This is a genomic window from Parablastomonas sp. CN1-191 (genome assembly GCF_049354825.1).
GTDB lineage: Bacteria > Pseudomonadota > Alphaproteobacteria > Sphingomonadales > Sphingomonadaceae > Novosphingobium.
In genome coordinates, this window is sequence record NZ_CP186480.1 from 2,004,503 (window position 1) to 2,019,764 (window position 15,262).

Sequence of the window (15,262 nt, forward strand, 5' to 3'; positions counted from 1 at the left end):
GACAGGAAAGGATCGGCGTGGCCGGCACACTAGCACGGGCGGCAGGCATTGCCGTTGTCACCGGATCGGCAGGCGGCATCGGCAGCGCCATTTGCGACGTCCTGGCCGAGGCCGGCTACCGCGTTGTCGGGGTCGATCGCGTCGAACCGGATGTCCAGTCACTACCCGACTACCGCCAGGCCGACCTTTCGGAGCTTGAGGCTCTCCCCTCCCTGCTCGCAGCGATACGCGACGATTGCGGCCCGCTTGCGGTCCTGGTCAACAATGCCGCGCACCTCGATCAGACGCCGTTCGCCGAATTGGACCCGGCAAGTATGGTACGGACGCTGACCGTCAACGTCGCGGCCGTCGCGATCCTGGCGCGCGAAGCGGCTTCGCAGATGATCGCGGGCGGTGGCGGCGTCATCGTCAACGTCGCCTCGATCGCCGGCAAGCGCGGTTCCAGCCAGGCGCTCTATGGCGCTTCGAAGGCCGGCGCGATCAGCCTGACGAAAACGCTCGCCAGGCTCTATGCGCCGAACGTGCGCGTGGTCGGCGTGGCGCCCGCGCTGGTCGAGGCGGGCATGGGCACGCAGCTTTCGCCCGAGGTCCGCGGTGCATTCCTGGCGCAGACGCCGATGGCTCGCGGCGCGACCGCGCGCGAAGTGGCAAACGTCGTCGGCTTTCTCGTCAGCCCGGCGGCCAGCTATGTCAGCGGCGAAACCGTGGACGTCCATGGCGGCCTCTGATCGTCCCGACCCGGAGCCGTTCGAGGTTGTCGGCGCCGACGGTACGGTGCTGCGCGGCGACAGTTTCGGGCAGGGCGGAAAGGCGGCGATCCTTCTTCACGGCGGCGGACAAAGCCGCTCCGCCTGGCGCGGCGCGGCGCGTCGCCTGGCCCAGGCAGGCTACCGCGCGGTGGCGATGGACTTGCGCGGCCACGGTGCCAGCGACTGGTCGGCAGGCGGCAATTACAGCTTCGACGACTACGCGGACGACCTGGCGCGCACGATCGATTTGGCCGGGGGCCGCGCCGTGCTCGTTGGCGCCTCACTGGGCGGCCATGTCAGCGTCGTCACCGCGGCACGCCACCCAGCCAAGGTTACCGCCCTGGCGCTTGCCGACGTCACCCCGTGGATCGATGAAGGCGAAATCGGCACCGACATCCGCGCCGCCATGCGCCGCATGGGCGAAGGCGTGTCCTCGCTCGATGAGGCTGCCGAGCTGGTCGCCCGCTTGCGCGGCGATGTCCCGCGCAGCGACGTGTCGGGTTTGCGCAAGCACCTTCGCCAGCGCGCCGACGGGCGCTGGTACTGGCTGTGGGACCCGGCCTACCTGACCGAGGAAAACCTGAGCCACGGCGGCGAGGGCGGGTTGTTCGTTGCCGAGGCGAGGCGCCTGCAGTGCCCGCTGCTGGTCATGCGCGCCGAATGCAGCACCGTTACCACGCCGCAGCAGGTCGACCAGTTCCGCGCGGCGATCCCGTGGCTGCGCAACGTCGTCATCGCCGGGGCCGGCCACATGGTCACCGGCGACGTCAACGACGCCTATGCCAACGAAATCCTGCCCTTTCTCGCGAGCCTCGATTCCCAGACCAAGGACATGCCCTGATGCCCGAATTCAAGATGCCGACCGCGCTCGACCAGGTGACCGCCGAGTGGCTGACCGAGGCGCTGTCGCGGCGTTATCCCGGCACGGTTGTGACCAGCGCGGTGCCGGGACTGACGATCCGCGCAACTGGCACCAAGCAGCGGCTGATGCTCGACTACAACGATGCCGGGCATGAGCACCGGCTTCCCCCGACGATGTGGTTCAAGTCCGGGCTTGAGGAGCATTCGGACCACGTCCGTACCAGCCACGCGCGCGAATCGCTGTTCTATGCCGAGATCGAGCCGCTCGGACTGCTCAACGCTCCGCATGGCTACTTCGCCGGCACAGACGCCGACGGCAACTCCGCCCAACTGATCGAGGATCTGCTGGGCCGCAATGCTCGCTTCGGGGCGGCGACGCGCGCAGTTCCGCTTGCGGTCGCGAAGGCGACGCTCGGTATGCTGGCCCGCCTTCACGCCCACTGGTGGGGCGCGCCCGAACTGGCAAGGCTGGGCCCGCCGGGCGGCTCGCTGGCGACCGACGGGATCGTCATCCGCATCATGACCGACGCGGCCTGGGACGACGCGCTGAGGCGCGAAGGCGCGGTGCTTCCACCGGAATTCCAGACCGGGGCCCAGGCGCGTGCCGGAATGGAAAAGCTGTGGGCCTACGATCGCACCAGCGATGCGCTGTGCATGGTCCATGGCGATGCCCACCCCGGCAATATGTTCTTCGAACAGGACGGCGCCCCCGGCTTCCTCGATTACCAGCGCGTCATGCAGTGCGACTGGGCGCACGACGTGAACTATTTTCTGATCGCCAGCTGCGACAGCGACGACATGGCCGCGCACGAGCGCGACTTGCTGGAAGGGTACCTACAGGAGCGCGAGGCGCTGGGCGTGCCGCTGATGGACCGCGACGAAGCCTGGCTGAGCTATCGCCGCCACACCATGTACGGCCTGGTCTGGAACGTCGTGCCGCCCGCCATGCAGACCGAGGAGACGTGCCTGACGATCTCCCGCCGCTTCAACGCCGCCGCCGCGCGGCACGATGTGGCGCGCGCATTGGACCTGTGAACGGGCTTGCGCACCTGCAAATGATAATTTAGAACGTTTGGTAGATTATTGAGGGCCAATTGCCCTGGGGTTTGCGGAGAATTGCTACATGGATTTCGCCCTTCCGGAGGAGCACGAGGCATTTCGCGACATCGCACGGCGATGGGTCGATGCCGAGGTGCCGAAAAGCTGGGCGCGCGAGCTCGAGGCCGACGAGGACAATTATCCATTCGCGCTGTGGGACAAGTTTACCGAAGCGGGCTTTCACGGCGTTGGCATTGCCGAGGAATACGGCGGGCAAGGCGGCGACGTTCAGATGCAGATGGTTCTGGCCCGCGAGCTTGCCCGCTCGCTTGGCGGCCTGGCGTGGATCTGGGGCATCACCTCGTTCGCGGGGTCGAAGTCGATCGGAATCTACGGCACCGAGGAACAGAAACGCAAATACCTGCCGCAAATCGCCAGCGGCAACCTGAAGGCGGCGATCGCTTTTACGGAGCCCTCCGGCGGAACCGACCTGCTGGGCGGAATGCGCAGCACTGCGCGCAAGGTCGAAGGCGGCTGGGCGGTCTCGGGCGAAAAGATCTGGAGTTCGTCCGCCCACGTTGCCGACCGGTTGCTCGTCCTGGCCCGAACCGACAGTACGGTCGAAAAAAAGCACCAGGGCCTGACGCTGTTCTGGATGGACCCCAAGCAGGACGCGGTGAAAATCACGCCGCTTGCCAAGCTGGGCATGCGCTCGATGGGGTCGTGTTCGATCCACATGGAGGAGGCGTTCGTCGCCGACGAAGACGTGCTCGGAACGCCGGACAAGGCCTGGTACACACTGCTGCCGACGCTCAACAACGAGCGGATCATGGTCGGCAGCTTCTGCCTCGGCGTGCTCGACGGCGTGCTTGAGGACGCGCTCGACTACGCCAAGGAGCGGAAGGCGTTCGGCCGCCCGATCGGCCAGTTCCAGGCGATCCAGCACTACATCGCCGACATTGCCACGATGCTGACTACGACCGAACTGCTGGTCAATTACGCGGCCTGGAAGATGAGCGAAGGCCTCGACTGCGGGCTGGAATCGAACATGGTCAAGATGGTCGCCTCGGAAAACGCCAACAAGGCTGCTGACCTGGGTATCCAGATCCTGGGCGGGATGGGCTACTCGGCCGAAACCGACATGCAACGCTACTGGCGCGACAGCCGCCTGTGGCGGATCGGGCCGATTACGAACGAAATGGTCCGCAACTCCATCGCCGAGACCCTGGGGCTGCCGCGTTCGTTCTGATCGGCCCCAGGCATGCCCGATACCCTGAACGCGGTTCTGCTTGTCCGCGGCGATGACGCGGACCGGACCGCCGCAACCGCACATGCCGTGTCCGCCTGGCTGGCGGGATCGGACCGCGTAACGCGCGCGGTCCTGAGCGTGGCCGATGTCGATCCCGGCGATGCCGCTTGGGTGCGCCCGGGCGAAGCGCCCGCGTCACCGCGCTACCAGGCGGTGATCGAACTGACCGCCCAGGCGGGCGGTTTCAGCGGGATCGTCGCCCAGGCACTGGCGGCGCTGACCGGTACCGGCGTGACCTGTGACGGTTACCGCGTGACCCGCACGATCGAGCGGGACGAGCCGCCCCGCGCCTATCGACCCGCGCGCAGCCCCGGCACGCGCTACCTGGTGCTGTGCAACTTTCACCCCGACTTGCCCGATACCGCGGCGCGGCGCTCATGGGATCACCACGTGCCCCTGGCTCTGCGGGTTCATGCCGGCGCGGCCCGCTACGTCCGGTCCTGGGTCGACGCGCTGCTGACGCCAGGCTCGCCGCCTTTCCAGGGTATGACCGAGCTCTATTTTCCGACCGACCGGGACATGCGCGAGCGGTGGTTTCCAACCCCCGATCTGCGCGCGCAGATCGTCCAGGACATCGGCCACTTCCTCCACTCGGGCGTGCGCCTCTACACCAGCGAATATATCTACAAGCACCGCGGGGACGCATGAACCAGCGCGATTTCTGCAAGCGTTTCCTGGCCGCGATGCGCGCGGGCGACGATGCCGCGATGGAGCGGATGATCGACCCGGAATTCGAACTCGTCGAGGCGCAGAGCCTGCCCTACGGCGGCATGTACCGCGGCTATGCAGGCTGGCAGGAGCTTGTCCGCGCGGTCGGGACAGCGTTTTCGGGCTTTCGTCTCGAGCTGATCGGGATCGTCGGAGAGGCACCCGGCGCGCTGGTGGTCGAGTTTGCCATTTCCGGTCGTGGCCGCGCCAGCGGGACACCGTTCGCGACCCGCGTCCTCGAACACTGGCGCTTTCGCGGCGGCAGGTTGGTGCGGATCGATCCATTCTACTTCGATACCCACGCCGTCGTCACGGCGCTGGCGGCTGAAGCCTAGTCGCGCAGGATCAGGTTGATCGGCCGCATCCGCCGCATGAAGAAGCCCTCGAAGTGCGGTTGTTCCGCATCGGGGTCGAGCCGGACGTCCGGGTAGCGATCGAGCATCTGTTCGACGACCTCGCGCATCTCGACGCGGGCAAGCTGCGCACCCACGCAGGACCGGTTCCCGCGCCCGAAGGCGAGATGGTCGGTCGGCGCCCTTCGGTCCAGGTCGACATCGGCCGGACAGCCGTACTTTGCAGGGTCGCGATTTGCGGCGGCGTTGATCAGGAAGACGGTGTCGCCGGATCTGATCGGCACGCCCTCGATCTCGGTATCGGCGATGCAAATCCGATGGCGGAAGATCACGACGTCAAGCAATCGCATCCCTTCCTCGACCAGCGCGGTTACCGTCTTGCCGCGCTCCTCCCGAACCCGCTCCAGCACGCCGGGGCGGGTGAACAGCGTGTGGAGGATGTTGGCGATGCCGTAGACGGTGGTGTCCGATCCCGCGAAGTAGAGTTCGCGGCAGAGGCCGAGCGCCTTGTCCTCGTCCAGTTCGATTCCGAAGTCGGGCGCTTCGCGCCACACGCGGCTGAGAAAATCGTCGGCCGGCTCGTCGCGCCGCAGGCGCACATAGGGCAGCAGCACCGCGTTCAGTTCGGCCGACGCGGCCAGGGCGCGTTCACGCTGGTCTTCGTTGCGGTAGCCGGATTCGATCAGGCTGACGATCTCGTGATTGAGTTCGAGCAGGCGCTGCATCGCCGCCACATCGTCGTGCGGCATGCCCAGCATCGAGCAGATCACGCGCGGCGGAATGGTGTCGGACAATTCGGCTACGGCCTCGATCCGTTTGGCGTCGCCCAGACGATCGAACGCCGCGTTGACGATCGGGACGACGTGGTTGACCCGGTAGCGTTCGATGTTCGCGGGCGACAGCAGCTTGAGGTGGAACTTGCGCAGCAGGTCGTGATCGGCGCCCTGGCTCAGCGTGATGTTGGCGCCGCCGCCCTTGATCTGCTTCAGCGTCTCGGTGGCGTGGACATAGGCGTTGCCGAAGCGGCTTTCGTCGCGCTGCCCCGCGGCGACGTTGTCCCAGTCGTAGATCAGCCAGGCGCCGACGCTGTCATCCCACACCGGCCGGTTGCCGTTGACGCGCAGCGCTTCGAAGAAGGCGAACGGATCGCCCGCCCCCCTGAGACCCGCGACCGGGCATTTCGCGTCCGATTCGGCGATTGCGATCATCGTCTGCGGCACCTTTCATTCCTATTCCCTAACGAATGGTAGAAAATCTCCTGGGGCCTGGCAACCGCTCATTGGATCTCGATTTCGGCAATCCGTTCCGCGAAGCGCCATCGTCCGTCGCTGCCGCGTTCGAACCGATCGCGGTAGCGTCCCGCCGCGACGATCCCCGCCCCGGCCGCCAGCTGGTCGACGCGCAGGAAACCGCTCGCTGCCGTCGCCCGGTCGCCGTCGAGGTCGACCCGCAACCCGCTGACGACATGCTTGTGCCACGCGGCAGGGGCGCAGCTGTGTTCGCGGATGAAGCTCGCGAGCGCGTCGCGCCCGGCATAGACGAGGTCAGCGCCCTCGCGCCGGGGGCGGCCGATCGAGCGCGCGATCAGCCCCTCGCGATAACGCAGGACATAGCGCGCGTCGGGCGTAAACAGGTCCAGCCACTGGTCGGCCTCGCCATAGTCGATGCAATGGCCGTAATCGGCGACCACCCGCGCGACGGCCTGGTGATCGAGCAACGCGCGCAGGTCATCCGTCACCACAGGGTGTCCAGGTGCTGCTTGGAAAACGGCTTGAGCGCTTCGAAGCGCGCGGTGCGGACTTTTTCCACCCAGGCCGGGTCGGTCAGCAGCGCGCGGCCAACCGCCACCAGGTCGTAGTCGCCGGCCGCGACCCCGTCCGCCAGCGGCTGGAGGTCGGCCGAAGGGTCGGCACCTTCGCCGATGTCACTGACCGACATCGCGCCGGTCAAGCCGACGCTGCCCACGGTGATGACTGGCTTGCCGAGCAGTTTCTTCATCCACCCCGCGAAATTGAGCGGGGAGCCGGGAAATTCCGGCTCCCAGAAGCGGCGCTGCGAACAGTGGAAGATGTCGACCCCGGCCTCGCTGATCGGCCGAAACACCGCTTCGAGCGCGGCCGGCGTTTTGGCCAGCCGCGCCGCGTAATCCTGCTGCTTCCACTGCGATACCCGCAGGATGAAAGGGAAATCGGGACCGATCGCTTGCCGGATCGCGGCGACGAGTCCGACCGCGAAGCGGGTGCGCCCGGCGGCATCGCCGCCGTAGCCGTCCTCGCGGGTGTTGAGCGCGTCCCACAGGAACTGGTCCATCAGGTATCCGTGCGCGCCGTGGACCTCGATCCCGTCGAAGCCGAGGTCGCGAGCGGCGACCGCGGCGCGCACGAAACTGTCGACGATGGCGGCGATCTCGGCCTTGTCGCTGGGCGCGAACACGGCCTTGCCGCCCGGCTTGCGCAGGCCCGACGGGCTGGCGAAGGGCGTCTCGGGGTTGGGGATGTCCTGCGCCGGGTGACGCATCGCGCCGACGTGCCAGAGCTGCGGAACGATCCGCCCGCCGGCGTCGTGAACTTCGCCGACGACGCGGCGCCAGCCTTCGATGGCGGCGCCGTGAAATGCCGGAGTCCGCGCCGAGTGCGACGACGCGGGATGGTCGACCGTGGTCCCCTCGGTCACGATCAGGCCGACGCCGTGCTCGGCGCGGCGGCGGTAGTAGGCGGCAACGTCGGGGCCGGGCACCTGGCCCGGCGACATCCACCGGGTCATCGGCGCCATCACGAAGCGGTTGGAGACCGCCAGGTCCTTGCAAGCGAACGGCTGGAAAAGAGCATCGAGGTTCACACGCGCACTCCGACGAGCTTAAATTCAAACGTTAGTTTGAATCCAGCCGCGAGGCAAGCGACCCAGGCGCCGAATGGGATTGCCGGCGCCCTAGCCGGGCCGGTCCTTCTTCCACGGCTTCTTGCCGCGCGGCGCGTGCGGGCGGTTGCCACCGCCGTGCGGACCCGGGCGCGGCCCGACCCGGTTCTGGCGCGGTCCCGGCGACTTGTAATCGGGCTCGTGCGATGCCTCGATCAGGACTTCGCCGCCGTCTTCGCTGTTCGAGGCCGTGCGGGCGACGGCGTCGGCGAAGCGGTCCGCGACAGTGCGCGGGACCTGGAAGTAGGTTTCCTGCGGGCCGATGCGAATGGCGCCGACTTCGCCCCGCGTAATATGGCCGCGGCGGCACAGCAGCGGCAGGATCCAGCGCGGATCGGCGTTCTGGCGGCGCCCGATGTTCATCTTGAACCAGACGACATCGTCGAAACCTGGCCGGTGGGCGGCCTGCTGGGCTTCCTTGCGCGCTTCCGGGGTATTCTCGATCAGGTCCTCGGGCTGAGGCATCGCCTGGCGGTGCGCGCGGACCAGGCTGGCGGCGATGTCCTCGGGGCTGCGTTGCTCCAGCAACTGCGCGGCCAGGGCGCGGTCCTCGTCGTCGAATTCGGCCGGCTCCAGCAGGGCAGCGATCAGCCGGGCGCGATCCTGCTCGCGGATCGCGGCGGCGGTCGGCGCGCCGATCCATTCGGCCTGGATCTTGGCACCGCGCAGCATCGCCTCGACCCGCTTGCGGCGCGGATAGGGCACGATGATGACCGCGGTGCCCTTCTTGCCGGCACGGCCGGTCCGGCCCGAGCGGTGCTGCAGCGTTTCGGCGTCGCGCGGCACCTCGACGTGAACGACGAGGCTGAGCGTGGGCAAATCGATCCCGCGGGCGGCCACGTCGGTCGCCACGCAGACGCGCGCGCGCCGGTCGCGCAACGCCTGCAGCGCCTGGTTGCGTTCGGACTGCGAATGTTCACCCGACAGCGCCACGACCGCGAAGCCGCGCTCCTGCAAGGTGGCATGAAGCCGCCGCACGTTCTCACGCGTGGCGCAAAACAGCATCGCGGTGTCGGCCTCGTGAAAGCGCAGCAGGTTGACCACCGCCTGTTCGATCTCCGACGGCGAGACGGTGACCGCCTGGTACGTTATGTCGCCGTGCCCGCGATCGTCGCCGACGGTGGAGATACGCAGCGCGTCGGCCTGGTAGCGGCGCGCCAGGTTGGCGATCTGCGGCGGGATCGTGGCTGAGAACAACAGCGTGCGGCGGCCCTGCGGCGCGGCGTCCAGCAGCTCCTCCAGATCCTCGCGAAAGCCCATGTCGAGCATCTCGTCCGCCTCGTCGAGCACGACCGTGCGCAGCGCCGAGAGGTCGAGCGCGCCGCGCTCGAGGTGGTCGCGCAGCCGGCCGGGCGTGCCGACAACGATGTGGCAGCCTGCCGCGAGCCGGCGGCGTTCCTGCGACGGGTCCATGCCGCCCACGCAGGGCGCGATGCGGACACCGGCCTTGCCGTAAAGCCACAGCAGTTCGCGGCTGACCTGCATGGCCAGTTCGCGCGTCGGCGCGATGACGAGCGAGAGCGGCGCGCCGGCGGGCCCGGCCTGGTCATTCGCGCCGAGCAGGCGGGGCGCCATGGCCAGCCCAAACGCCACCGTCTTGCCCGAACCGGTCTGGGCCGAAACAAGAAGATCACGTCCGTCGGCGGCAGGGTCGATGACCGCCTGCTGCACGGGGGTGAGGTCGCTGTAACCGCGTTCGGTCAGGGCTTCGCCGATGACCGGCGGGAGTGTTGAAAAGGGCATTAGCGGCCCGTTAGGCCAAAATGGCGCAAATAGCCCGCGATTCCTTAACGCGGCCGCAGCGCGCCTGGCGCGGGCGCGTAACCGCGCCTATCGGCTACGTCCGCGGGCACCGATATCCCAGATATCGACCAGCGTATCGCCGCTGATGACGTGGTAGCTGTCGTAGAGGTTCACCGTGGGGTCGCAGTGCGGCACCGTCAGTGTCACGGCCTCGCCGGGGCGCAGGCTGACGCCGATGCCCCGCTCATGCAGCGCGGCGTGCTCGTCCCCCATGAAAACGAATCGCGCGTCGCGGCGCGCGCCGAGGACCGAGGCCTCGCCGCCGTCGGTCGACAGCGCCTTGAAGCCGGCGTCGATTGTGACGAGGTCGGCGTGGTTGGCACTGACCACGCGCGTGTCGACCATGAGGGCAGTCTCGAACGGGCAGCCGGCGCCGTCGCCCGTCAGGTCGCTATCGCTGTATTGCCGGTCCATGAAAACATAGGAGCCAGGCTGGCACTCGGTCATGACGCCAAGTTCCAGGTCGATCAGGTGCGTGCCCGTGCCCGACCCGCTGACGATCCCGGGCGCAAAACCGGCTTCCGCCAGCGCGGCGATGACCGATCGCAGATAGGCGGTCAGGTCCGCGACCGCGGCGCGGCGGTCGGTGAACGACGGGATGTGCTGCTGCGGCCCGCAGTAGAACTGCACCCCGCGCAGGCGCAGGTTGGACAGGCTCGCGATCGTCCGCGCCAGCGCTACCGCGTCCCCCGCACTGGCCACGCCCGTGCGGTGGCTGCCGGGGTCGATGTCGATCAGCACGTCGAGGACGGCGCCGCTTGCCGCCAGCGCGGCATCGGTCCGCGCGGCAACGAGCGGATCGTCGAGCGTCGCGATCGTCGTCGGGGCGGCCTCCGCCAGCGCCGCCAGCCGGTCGATCGCCATCGGGCTGGCAACGGGCGACGTGATCAGCAGGTTGTCGATTCCCCCGGCGGCGAGAACCTCAGCCTCGCCGATCTTGGCGCAGCAAATGCCCGTCGCTCCGGCGGCCATCTGCAGGCGGGCGATCTCGACGCTCTTGTGCGTCTTGGCGTGGGGGCGAAGGGCGACGCCGGCCGCGCGCATCGTCGCCGCCATCGCGGCGATGTTTCGTGTCAGCGCCGCCAGGTCAACGATCAGAGCCGGGGTGTTCAGCGCCGTGCGCGATCCCTGCTGCCCGATCAAGCGGGCGTGGAGTTCGCGGTCGTTCACCGCGCGCCTACCCCGCGCGGCGTCAAAGCGTGCGGATCACGCTGGAGAAATCCTCGCCCCCGTGCCCGGCGGCATCGTGCGCCTCGTAAAGCTCCTCGGCCCGCTGGCCGAGCGGGACGCTGGCGCCGGCATCCTGCGCGGCGGCGACCGCAAGCTTGAGGTCCTTGAGCATCAGCGCGGTGGCAAAGCCGCCCTGGAAATCGTTGTCGGCCGGGCTTTGCGGGCCGACCCCCGGGACCGGGCAGTAGCTGGTCATCGACCAGGACTGGCCGCTGGCCTTGCTCGAGATGTCGTAGAAGACCTGGCTGTCGAGGCCCAGCTTCTGCGCCAGGGCGAAGGCCTCGCACGTCACCAGCATCGTCGCGCCCAGGATCATGTTGTTGCAGATCTTGGCCGCTTGTCCGGCGCCGGCCGCACCGGCGTGGATCACTGCCTTGCCCATCTTCGCCAGGATCGGCTCGGCGCGGGCAAAGGCATCGTCGGAGCCGCCGACCATGAAGGTCAGCGTGCCGCCGTTCGCTGCCGCGATCCCGCCCGAAACCGGAGCGTCGACCATCGCGTAACCCGCCGCGGCCGCTTGCCCGGCAACCCGCTTTGCGGTGGCGACGTCGATGGTCGAGCAATCGAGCAGCAACGCGTCGGTCGGCGCATGGCCGATGACATCGCCGCCATAAACGGTCTCCACGATCTTGCCATTGGGCAGCATCGTCACGACGGCCTCTGCACCGGCCACGGCTTCACGGATCGAGCCGGCCGTCGCGGCACCGTTTTCGCGCGCGCGGGCGGCGGCTTCCGCGCTCAAGTCGAAGGCGCGCACCTCGTGCCCGGCCTTGACCAGGTTCGCGGCCATGCCGCCGCCCATGTTGCCCAGCCCGATGAACGCGATCTTCATGTCAGTTTCCCTTCCACACGCCGGGGCGCTTTTCGATGAACGCCGCCATGCCCTCGCGCTTGTCCTCGGTGCCCGCCAGGACCTGGAAAATACGCCGTTCGATCAGCAGCCCCTGGTCCAGGGTGGTCTCAAACGCGGCGTTGACCATTTCCTTGTTGGCGATGGCGGCGAGCGGCGGCATCGCCGCGATCTCGGCGGCGGTCCTGAGCGCATCCTCGACCAGCGAGGACAGCGGGACCACGCGCGCGACCAGGCCCGAGCGCTCGGCCTCGGCGGCGTCCATCATCCGCCCGGTCAGGCACATTTCCATCGCCTTGGCCTTGCCGATCGCGCGGGTCAGGCGCTGGCTGCCGCCCATCCCGGGGGCGACGCCGAGCTTGATCTCGGGCTGGCCGAAGCGCGCGTTTTCCGATGCGATGATGAAGTCCGCCATCATCGCCAGTTCGCACCCGCCGCCCAGCGCGAAGCCGTTGACCGCGGCGATCCACGGCTTGCGCGTGGTCTTGACCAGGTGGCTGGTCCAGCGCGCGAAGAAGTCCTCGGCGTAAAAGGCACTGGCCGCCTTGTCGCTCATCTCCTTGATGTCGGCACCGGCGGCAAAGGCCTTTTCGCCCGCGCCGGTCAGCACCGCGCAGCGCTGGCCGGGGTCGGTCTCGAACGCCGCGAAGGCCGCCACCAGGTCCTCGCAAACCTGGGAATTCAGCGCGTTCAGGGCCTGCGGACGGTTCAGCGTAACCAGCGTCACTGCGCCGCGCTGCTCTACCGTGATCGTCTCGTAGGTCATAGCGGGGTCCATTCCTCGTTGGCGGGCAGATCGGCGAAGATCGCGTCGATCATGTCGTCGCTCACGCCTTCGGGCGCGGCGGGATTCCAGGCCGGATCGCCGGTCTTGTCGACGATCAGCGCACGCACGCCCTCGGCGAAATCGGGCCGCGCCAGCACGCGGCTGCCGACGCGGTACTCCATCGCCATCTCGTCGCACAAATGGTTCAACCTGCGGCTTTCGCCCAGCAGTCGCAGCGATACCTTGCAGCTTTGCGGACTCTTGGCGCGCAGGGTCGACAACGTTGTACCGGCGAACGCGCTGTCGTCGGCGGCAAGCGCTGCCAGGATGTCCTCATAACGGTCCGAGGCGAACAGCCGGTCGATCGCCTCGGCGTGCTCGGCGATGGGGGGCGCGGTCGGCACGGCGGCAAGGGCGCCGAGGACGGTTTCGATCGCCGCGCCGGCGGCGATGCGGCGCTTCGCCTCGGGCAGGCTGGCGGCGGCGAGGTAATGCGTGGCGAGCCCGGCCCAGAGGCACTCCGCCCCGTCGAGCCTGGCCCCGGTCAGCGCAAGGTATTCGCCCAGCCGGCCGGGCAGGCGCGACAAGTACCAGCCGCCGCCGACGTCCGGGAACAGGCCGATGCCGGTTTCGGGCATGGCCAGTCGCGTGTTTTCGGTGGCGACGCGGAAGCGGGCCGGCTGGCTGATGCCCACACCGCCGCCCATCGTGATCCCGTCCATGAAGGCGACCACCGGCTTGGGGTATTCGAACAGCAGGTGGTTGAGGCGGTATTCGTCGAAGAAGAACCGCCGCCCCGAAACGCCGCCGTCGTTCAGCGCCGATGTGCGCAGCAAGGCGATATCGCCGCCGGCACAGAACCCGCGCGAAAGCTTCGGATCGCCGTCGGGCGACGGCGCATGGTCGATCAGGACCGCGCCGACACCCGCGTCGTCCCGCCAGGCCAGCAGCGCCGCGGTCATCGCTGCAACCATCTCGAGCGTCAGCGCGTGGATCGCCTTGGGGCGGTTCAGCGAAAGATGCCCGACCGCGCCATCGCGGCGGGCCATGATGTGGTCAGTCATGAGGTCGTGCTCTCCAGGGCGAACGCCGATTTACGCGTTCCAAGCAACCGCCACGCAAACAGCCAATACGCCATCGATCCAAGCAGGCTCAGCGACATCAACATGCTCGCAAGTTCCATATCTAGGCCGCGGTATGGAACCTCGGTCAACGCCAGGGTCAAAAGGACGCCGAGAGCGATCCCGGCAAGCAAGAACTGGAACCAGTGCCCGGCGCGACTCAATTCGGTGAGCAGGATGATCGGCACCGCAACCGGCAGCGCGTAAATCGCAGCCATCAAGCCACTCAAAGGAATCCCGGAGCCAATCTCGCCGAAGGTCCACCCGTCAGCATCCGATGCCACACCCCAGGCAACAAAAGCAGCGCCGACGGCCAATGCTGCCGCCACATAGGCCAGCACAACGGCAATAACGCGGCGGATGCTCGTCATTGGCGCAGCAGGTCCCGGCCGACGATCATCCGCATGACCTGGTTGGTCCCCTCGAGGATCGAATGGACGCGCAGGTCGCGCCAGAAGCGTTCGATCGGGTAGTCCTTCAAGTAACCGTAGCCGCCGAAAAGTTGCAGCGCGTCGTTGACGATCTTCGATCCGCTGTCGGTCGCCAGCCGCTTCGCCATCGCGGAAAAACGCGTCTTGTCGGGCGCGTTCGCGGTCACCTTGGCGGCGGCGAGGTACAGCAGTGCGCGCGCCGCTTCCAGGTCGGTGGCCATGTCGGCCAGCATGAACTGGGTGTTCTGGAAATCGGCGACCGGCTGGCCGAATTGCTGGCGGTCCTTGGTATAGGCCACCGCCTCGTCCAGGCAGCGCTGCGCGCCGCCCAGCGAACAGGCCCCGATGTTGAGCCGCCCGCCATCGAGGCCCGCCATCGCGAAGCGAAAGCCCTCGCCCTCGGCGCCGACGCGGTTGGCGACCGGCACGCGGCAATCCTCGAAGATCACTTGCGCGGTCGGGCTGGCATTCCAGCCGAGCTTCTTTTCCGGCGCCCCGAACGACAGGCCGGGGGCGTCCTTCTCGACCACCAGGCAGGTGATGCCCTTGGCCTTTTCATCGCCGGTGCGGACCATGCAGACGTAGATGTCATTGACGCCGGCGCCGGAGATGAACTGCTTGGTGCCGTTGAGCACGTAGTGATCGCCGTCGAGCCTGGCGGTGGTCTTGAGCGCCGCCGCGTCGCTGCCCGAACCGGGTTCGGTCAGGCAGTAGCTGGCGATCCTTTCCATCGTCACGAGCGAGGGCAGGAAGCGCGCCTTGACCGCCTCGCCGCCGAAGCGGTCGATCATCCAGGCGGCCATGTTGTGGATCGAGATATAGGCGCTGGTCGCCGGGCAGCCATAAGCCATCGCTTCCATGATCAGCGCCGCTTCCAGCCGGCCCAGCGCGATGCCGCCGGCTTCCTCGCTGACATAGATCGCGCCGAAGCCAAGCTCGCCCGCGGCCTGCCACACGTCGCGCGGATAGTGGCACGTCTCATCCCACTCGGCCGCGAAAGGCGTGATCCGGTCGGCGGTGAACTTGCGCGCCAGGTCCTGGATCTCGCGCTGGTCGTCGGTCAGCTCGAACTGCGTGGTCATTGCTTCTCCCCTACCGGATCGGCCAGCCGATGCCGGATCAATCAG

16 protein-coding genes are annotated in these 15,262 nt (G+C 67.9%); 6 read left to right on the plus strand and 10 right to left on the minus strand.

Features of this window, described 5'->3' with window-relative positions; all coding sequences use genetic code 11:
* Positions 1 to 17: 17 nt before the first annotated feature.
* From ACOYW6_RS09960 to ACOYW6_RS09985, 6 genes are all read left to right on the plus strand, one after another.
* The gene (locus ACOYW6_RS09960) at positions 18 to 728 is read left to right on the plus strand and encodes an SDR family NAD(P)-dependent oxidoreductase (protein ID WP_423141158.1); all 711 of its coding nucleotides are present in this window, start codon (positions 18 to 20) and stop codon (positions 726 to 728) included.
* A complete protein-coding gene (locus ACOYW6_RS09965) occupies positions 715 to 1,590 on the plus strand; it encodes an alpha/beta fold hydrolase (RefSeq protein WP_423141159.1) in 876 nt (291 codons plus the stop codon). The genes ACOYW6_RS09960 and ACOYW6_RS09965 overlap by 14 nt, the downstream gene beginning before the upstream one ends.
* Positions 1,590 to 2,645 (plus strand): phosphotransferase, encoded by a 1,056-nt coding sequence (locus ACOYW6_RS09970; RefSeq protein WP_423141160.1) that lies wholly within the window; start codon positions 1,590 to 1,592, stop codon positions 2,643 to 2,645. Before ACOYW6_RS09965 ends, ACOYW6_RS09970 begins: the two co-directional genes overlap by 1 nt.
* An 88-nt stretch (positions 2,646 to 2,733) precedes the next feature.
* Positions 2,734 to 3,897 (plus strand): acyl-CoA dehydrogenase family protein, encoded by a 1,164-nt coding sequence (locus ACOYW6_RS09975; protein ID WP_423141161.1) that lies wholly within the window; start codon positions 2,734 to 2,736, stop codon positions 3,895 to 3,897.
* 12 nt (positions 3,898 to 3,909) lie between these two features.
* Positions 3,910 to 4,605, plus strand: coding sequence for an EthD domain-containing protein (locus ACOYW6_RS09980; RefSeq protein WP_423141162.1), 696 nt, complete (start codon positions 3,910 to 3,912; stop codon positions 4,603 to 4,605).
* Complete coding sequence (locus ACOYW6_RS09985; protein WP_423141163.1) at positions 4,602 to 5,000, plus strand: nuclear transport factor 2 family protein; 399 nt, start codon at positions 4,602 to 4,604, stop codon at positions 4,998 to 5,000. Before ACOYW6_RS09980 ends, ACOYW6_RS09985 begins: the two co-directional genes overlap by 4 nt.
* On the opposite strand, the gene ACOYW6_RS09990 is transcribed toward ACOYW6_RS09985, so the two are convergent.
* The 10 genes from ACOYW6_RS09990 to ACOYW6_RS10035 all read right to left on the minus strand — a co-directional run bounded on the left by ACOYW6_RS09990 (position 4,997) and on the right by ACOYW6_RS10035 (position 15,217).
* Entirely contained in the window at positions 4,997 to 6,226 is a 1,230-nt protein-coding gene (locus tag ACOYW6_RS09990; protein ID WP_423141164.1) for a cytochrome P450, read from the minus strand. The two genes, ACOYW6_RS09985 and ACOYW6_RS09990, sit on opposite strands and share 4 nt — an antisense overlap.
* Positions 6,227 to 6,294: 68 nt before the next feature.
* Entirely contained in the window at positions 6,295 to 6,756 is a 462-nt protein-coding gene (locus ACOYW6_RS09995; RefSeq protein WP_423141165.1) for a nuclear transport factor 2 family protein, read from the minus strand.
* Positions 6,753 to 7,856: an NADH:flavin oxidoreductase gene (locus ACOYW6_RS10000; protein WP_423141166.1), complete on the minus strand. Its 1,104-nt coding sequence runs from the start codon at positions 7,854 to 7,856 to the stop codon at positions 6,753 to 6,755. The genes ACOYW6_RS09995 and ACOYW6_RS10000 overlap by 4 nt, the downstream gene beginning before the upstream one ends.
* A gap of 90 nt (positions 7,857 to 7,946) precedes the next feature.
* The gene (locus ACOYW6_RS10005; protein ID WP_423141167.1) at positions 7,947 to 9,677 is read right to left on the minus strand and encodes a DEAD/DEAH box helicase; all 1,731 of its coding nucleotides are present in this window, start codon (positions 9,675 to 9,677) and stop codon (positions 7,947 to 7,949) included.
* Positions 9,678 to 9,764: 87 nt separating this feature from the next.
* Entirely contained in the window at positions 9,765 to 10,907 is a 1,143-nt protein-coding gene (locus ACOYW6_RS10010) for a DSD1 family PLP-dependent enzyme (protein WP_423141168.1), read from the minus strand.
* 22 nt (positions 10,908 to 10,929) lie between these two features.
* On the minus strand, positions 10,930 to 11,799 hold the full coding sequence (gene mmsB, locus ACOYW6_RS10015; RefSeq protein WP_423141169.1) for a 3-hydroxyisobutyrate dehydrogenase: 870 nt from the start codon (positions 11,797 to 11,799) through the stop codon (positions 10,930 to 10,932).
* Position 11,800: 1 nt separating this feature from the next.
* Entirely contained in the window at positions 11,801 to 12,583 is a 783-nt protein-coding gene (locus ACOYW6_RS10020; protein WP_423141170.1) for an enoyl-CoA hydratase-related protein, read from the minus strand.
* A complete protein-coding gene (locus ACOYW6_RS10025) occupies positions 12,580 to 13,647 on the minus strand; it encodes an enoyl-CoA hydratase/isomerase family protein (protein ID WP_423141171.1) in 1,068 nt (355 codons plus the stop codon). The genes ACOYW6_RS10020 and ACOYW6_RS10025 overlap by 4 nt, the downstream gene beginning before the upstream one ends.
* Positions 13,644 to 14,075 carry a hypothetical protein gene (locus tag ACOYW6_RS10030; protein WP_423141172.1) on the minus strand — a complete coding sequence of 144 codons (432 nt, stop codon included), beginning with the start codon at positions 14,073 to 14,075 and terminating at the stop codon, positions 13,644 to 13,646. The genes ACOYW6_RS10025 and ACOYW6_RS10030 overlap by 4 nt, the downstream gene beginning before the upstream one ends.
* Positions 14,072 to 15,217: an acyl-CoA dehydrogenase family protein gene (locus tag ACOYW6_RS10035; protein WP_423141173.1), complete on the minus strand. Its 1,146-nt coding sequence runs from the start codon at positions 15,215 to 15,217 to the stop codon at positions 14,072 to 14,074. Before ACOYW6_RS10035 ends, ACOYW6_RS10030 begins: the two co-directional genes overlap by 4 nt.
* Between the last annotated feature and the right edge of the window lie 45 nt (positions 15,218 to 15,262).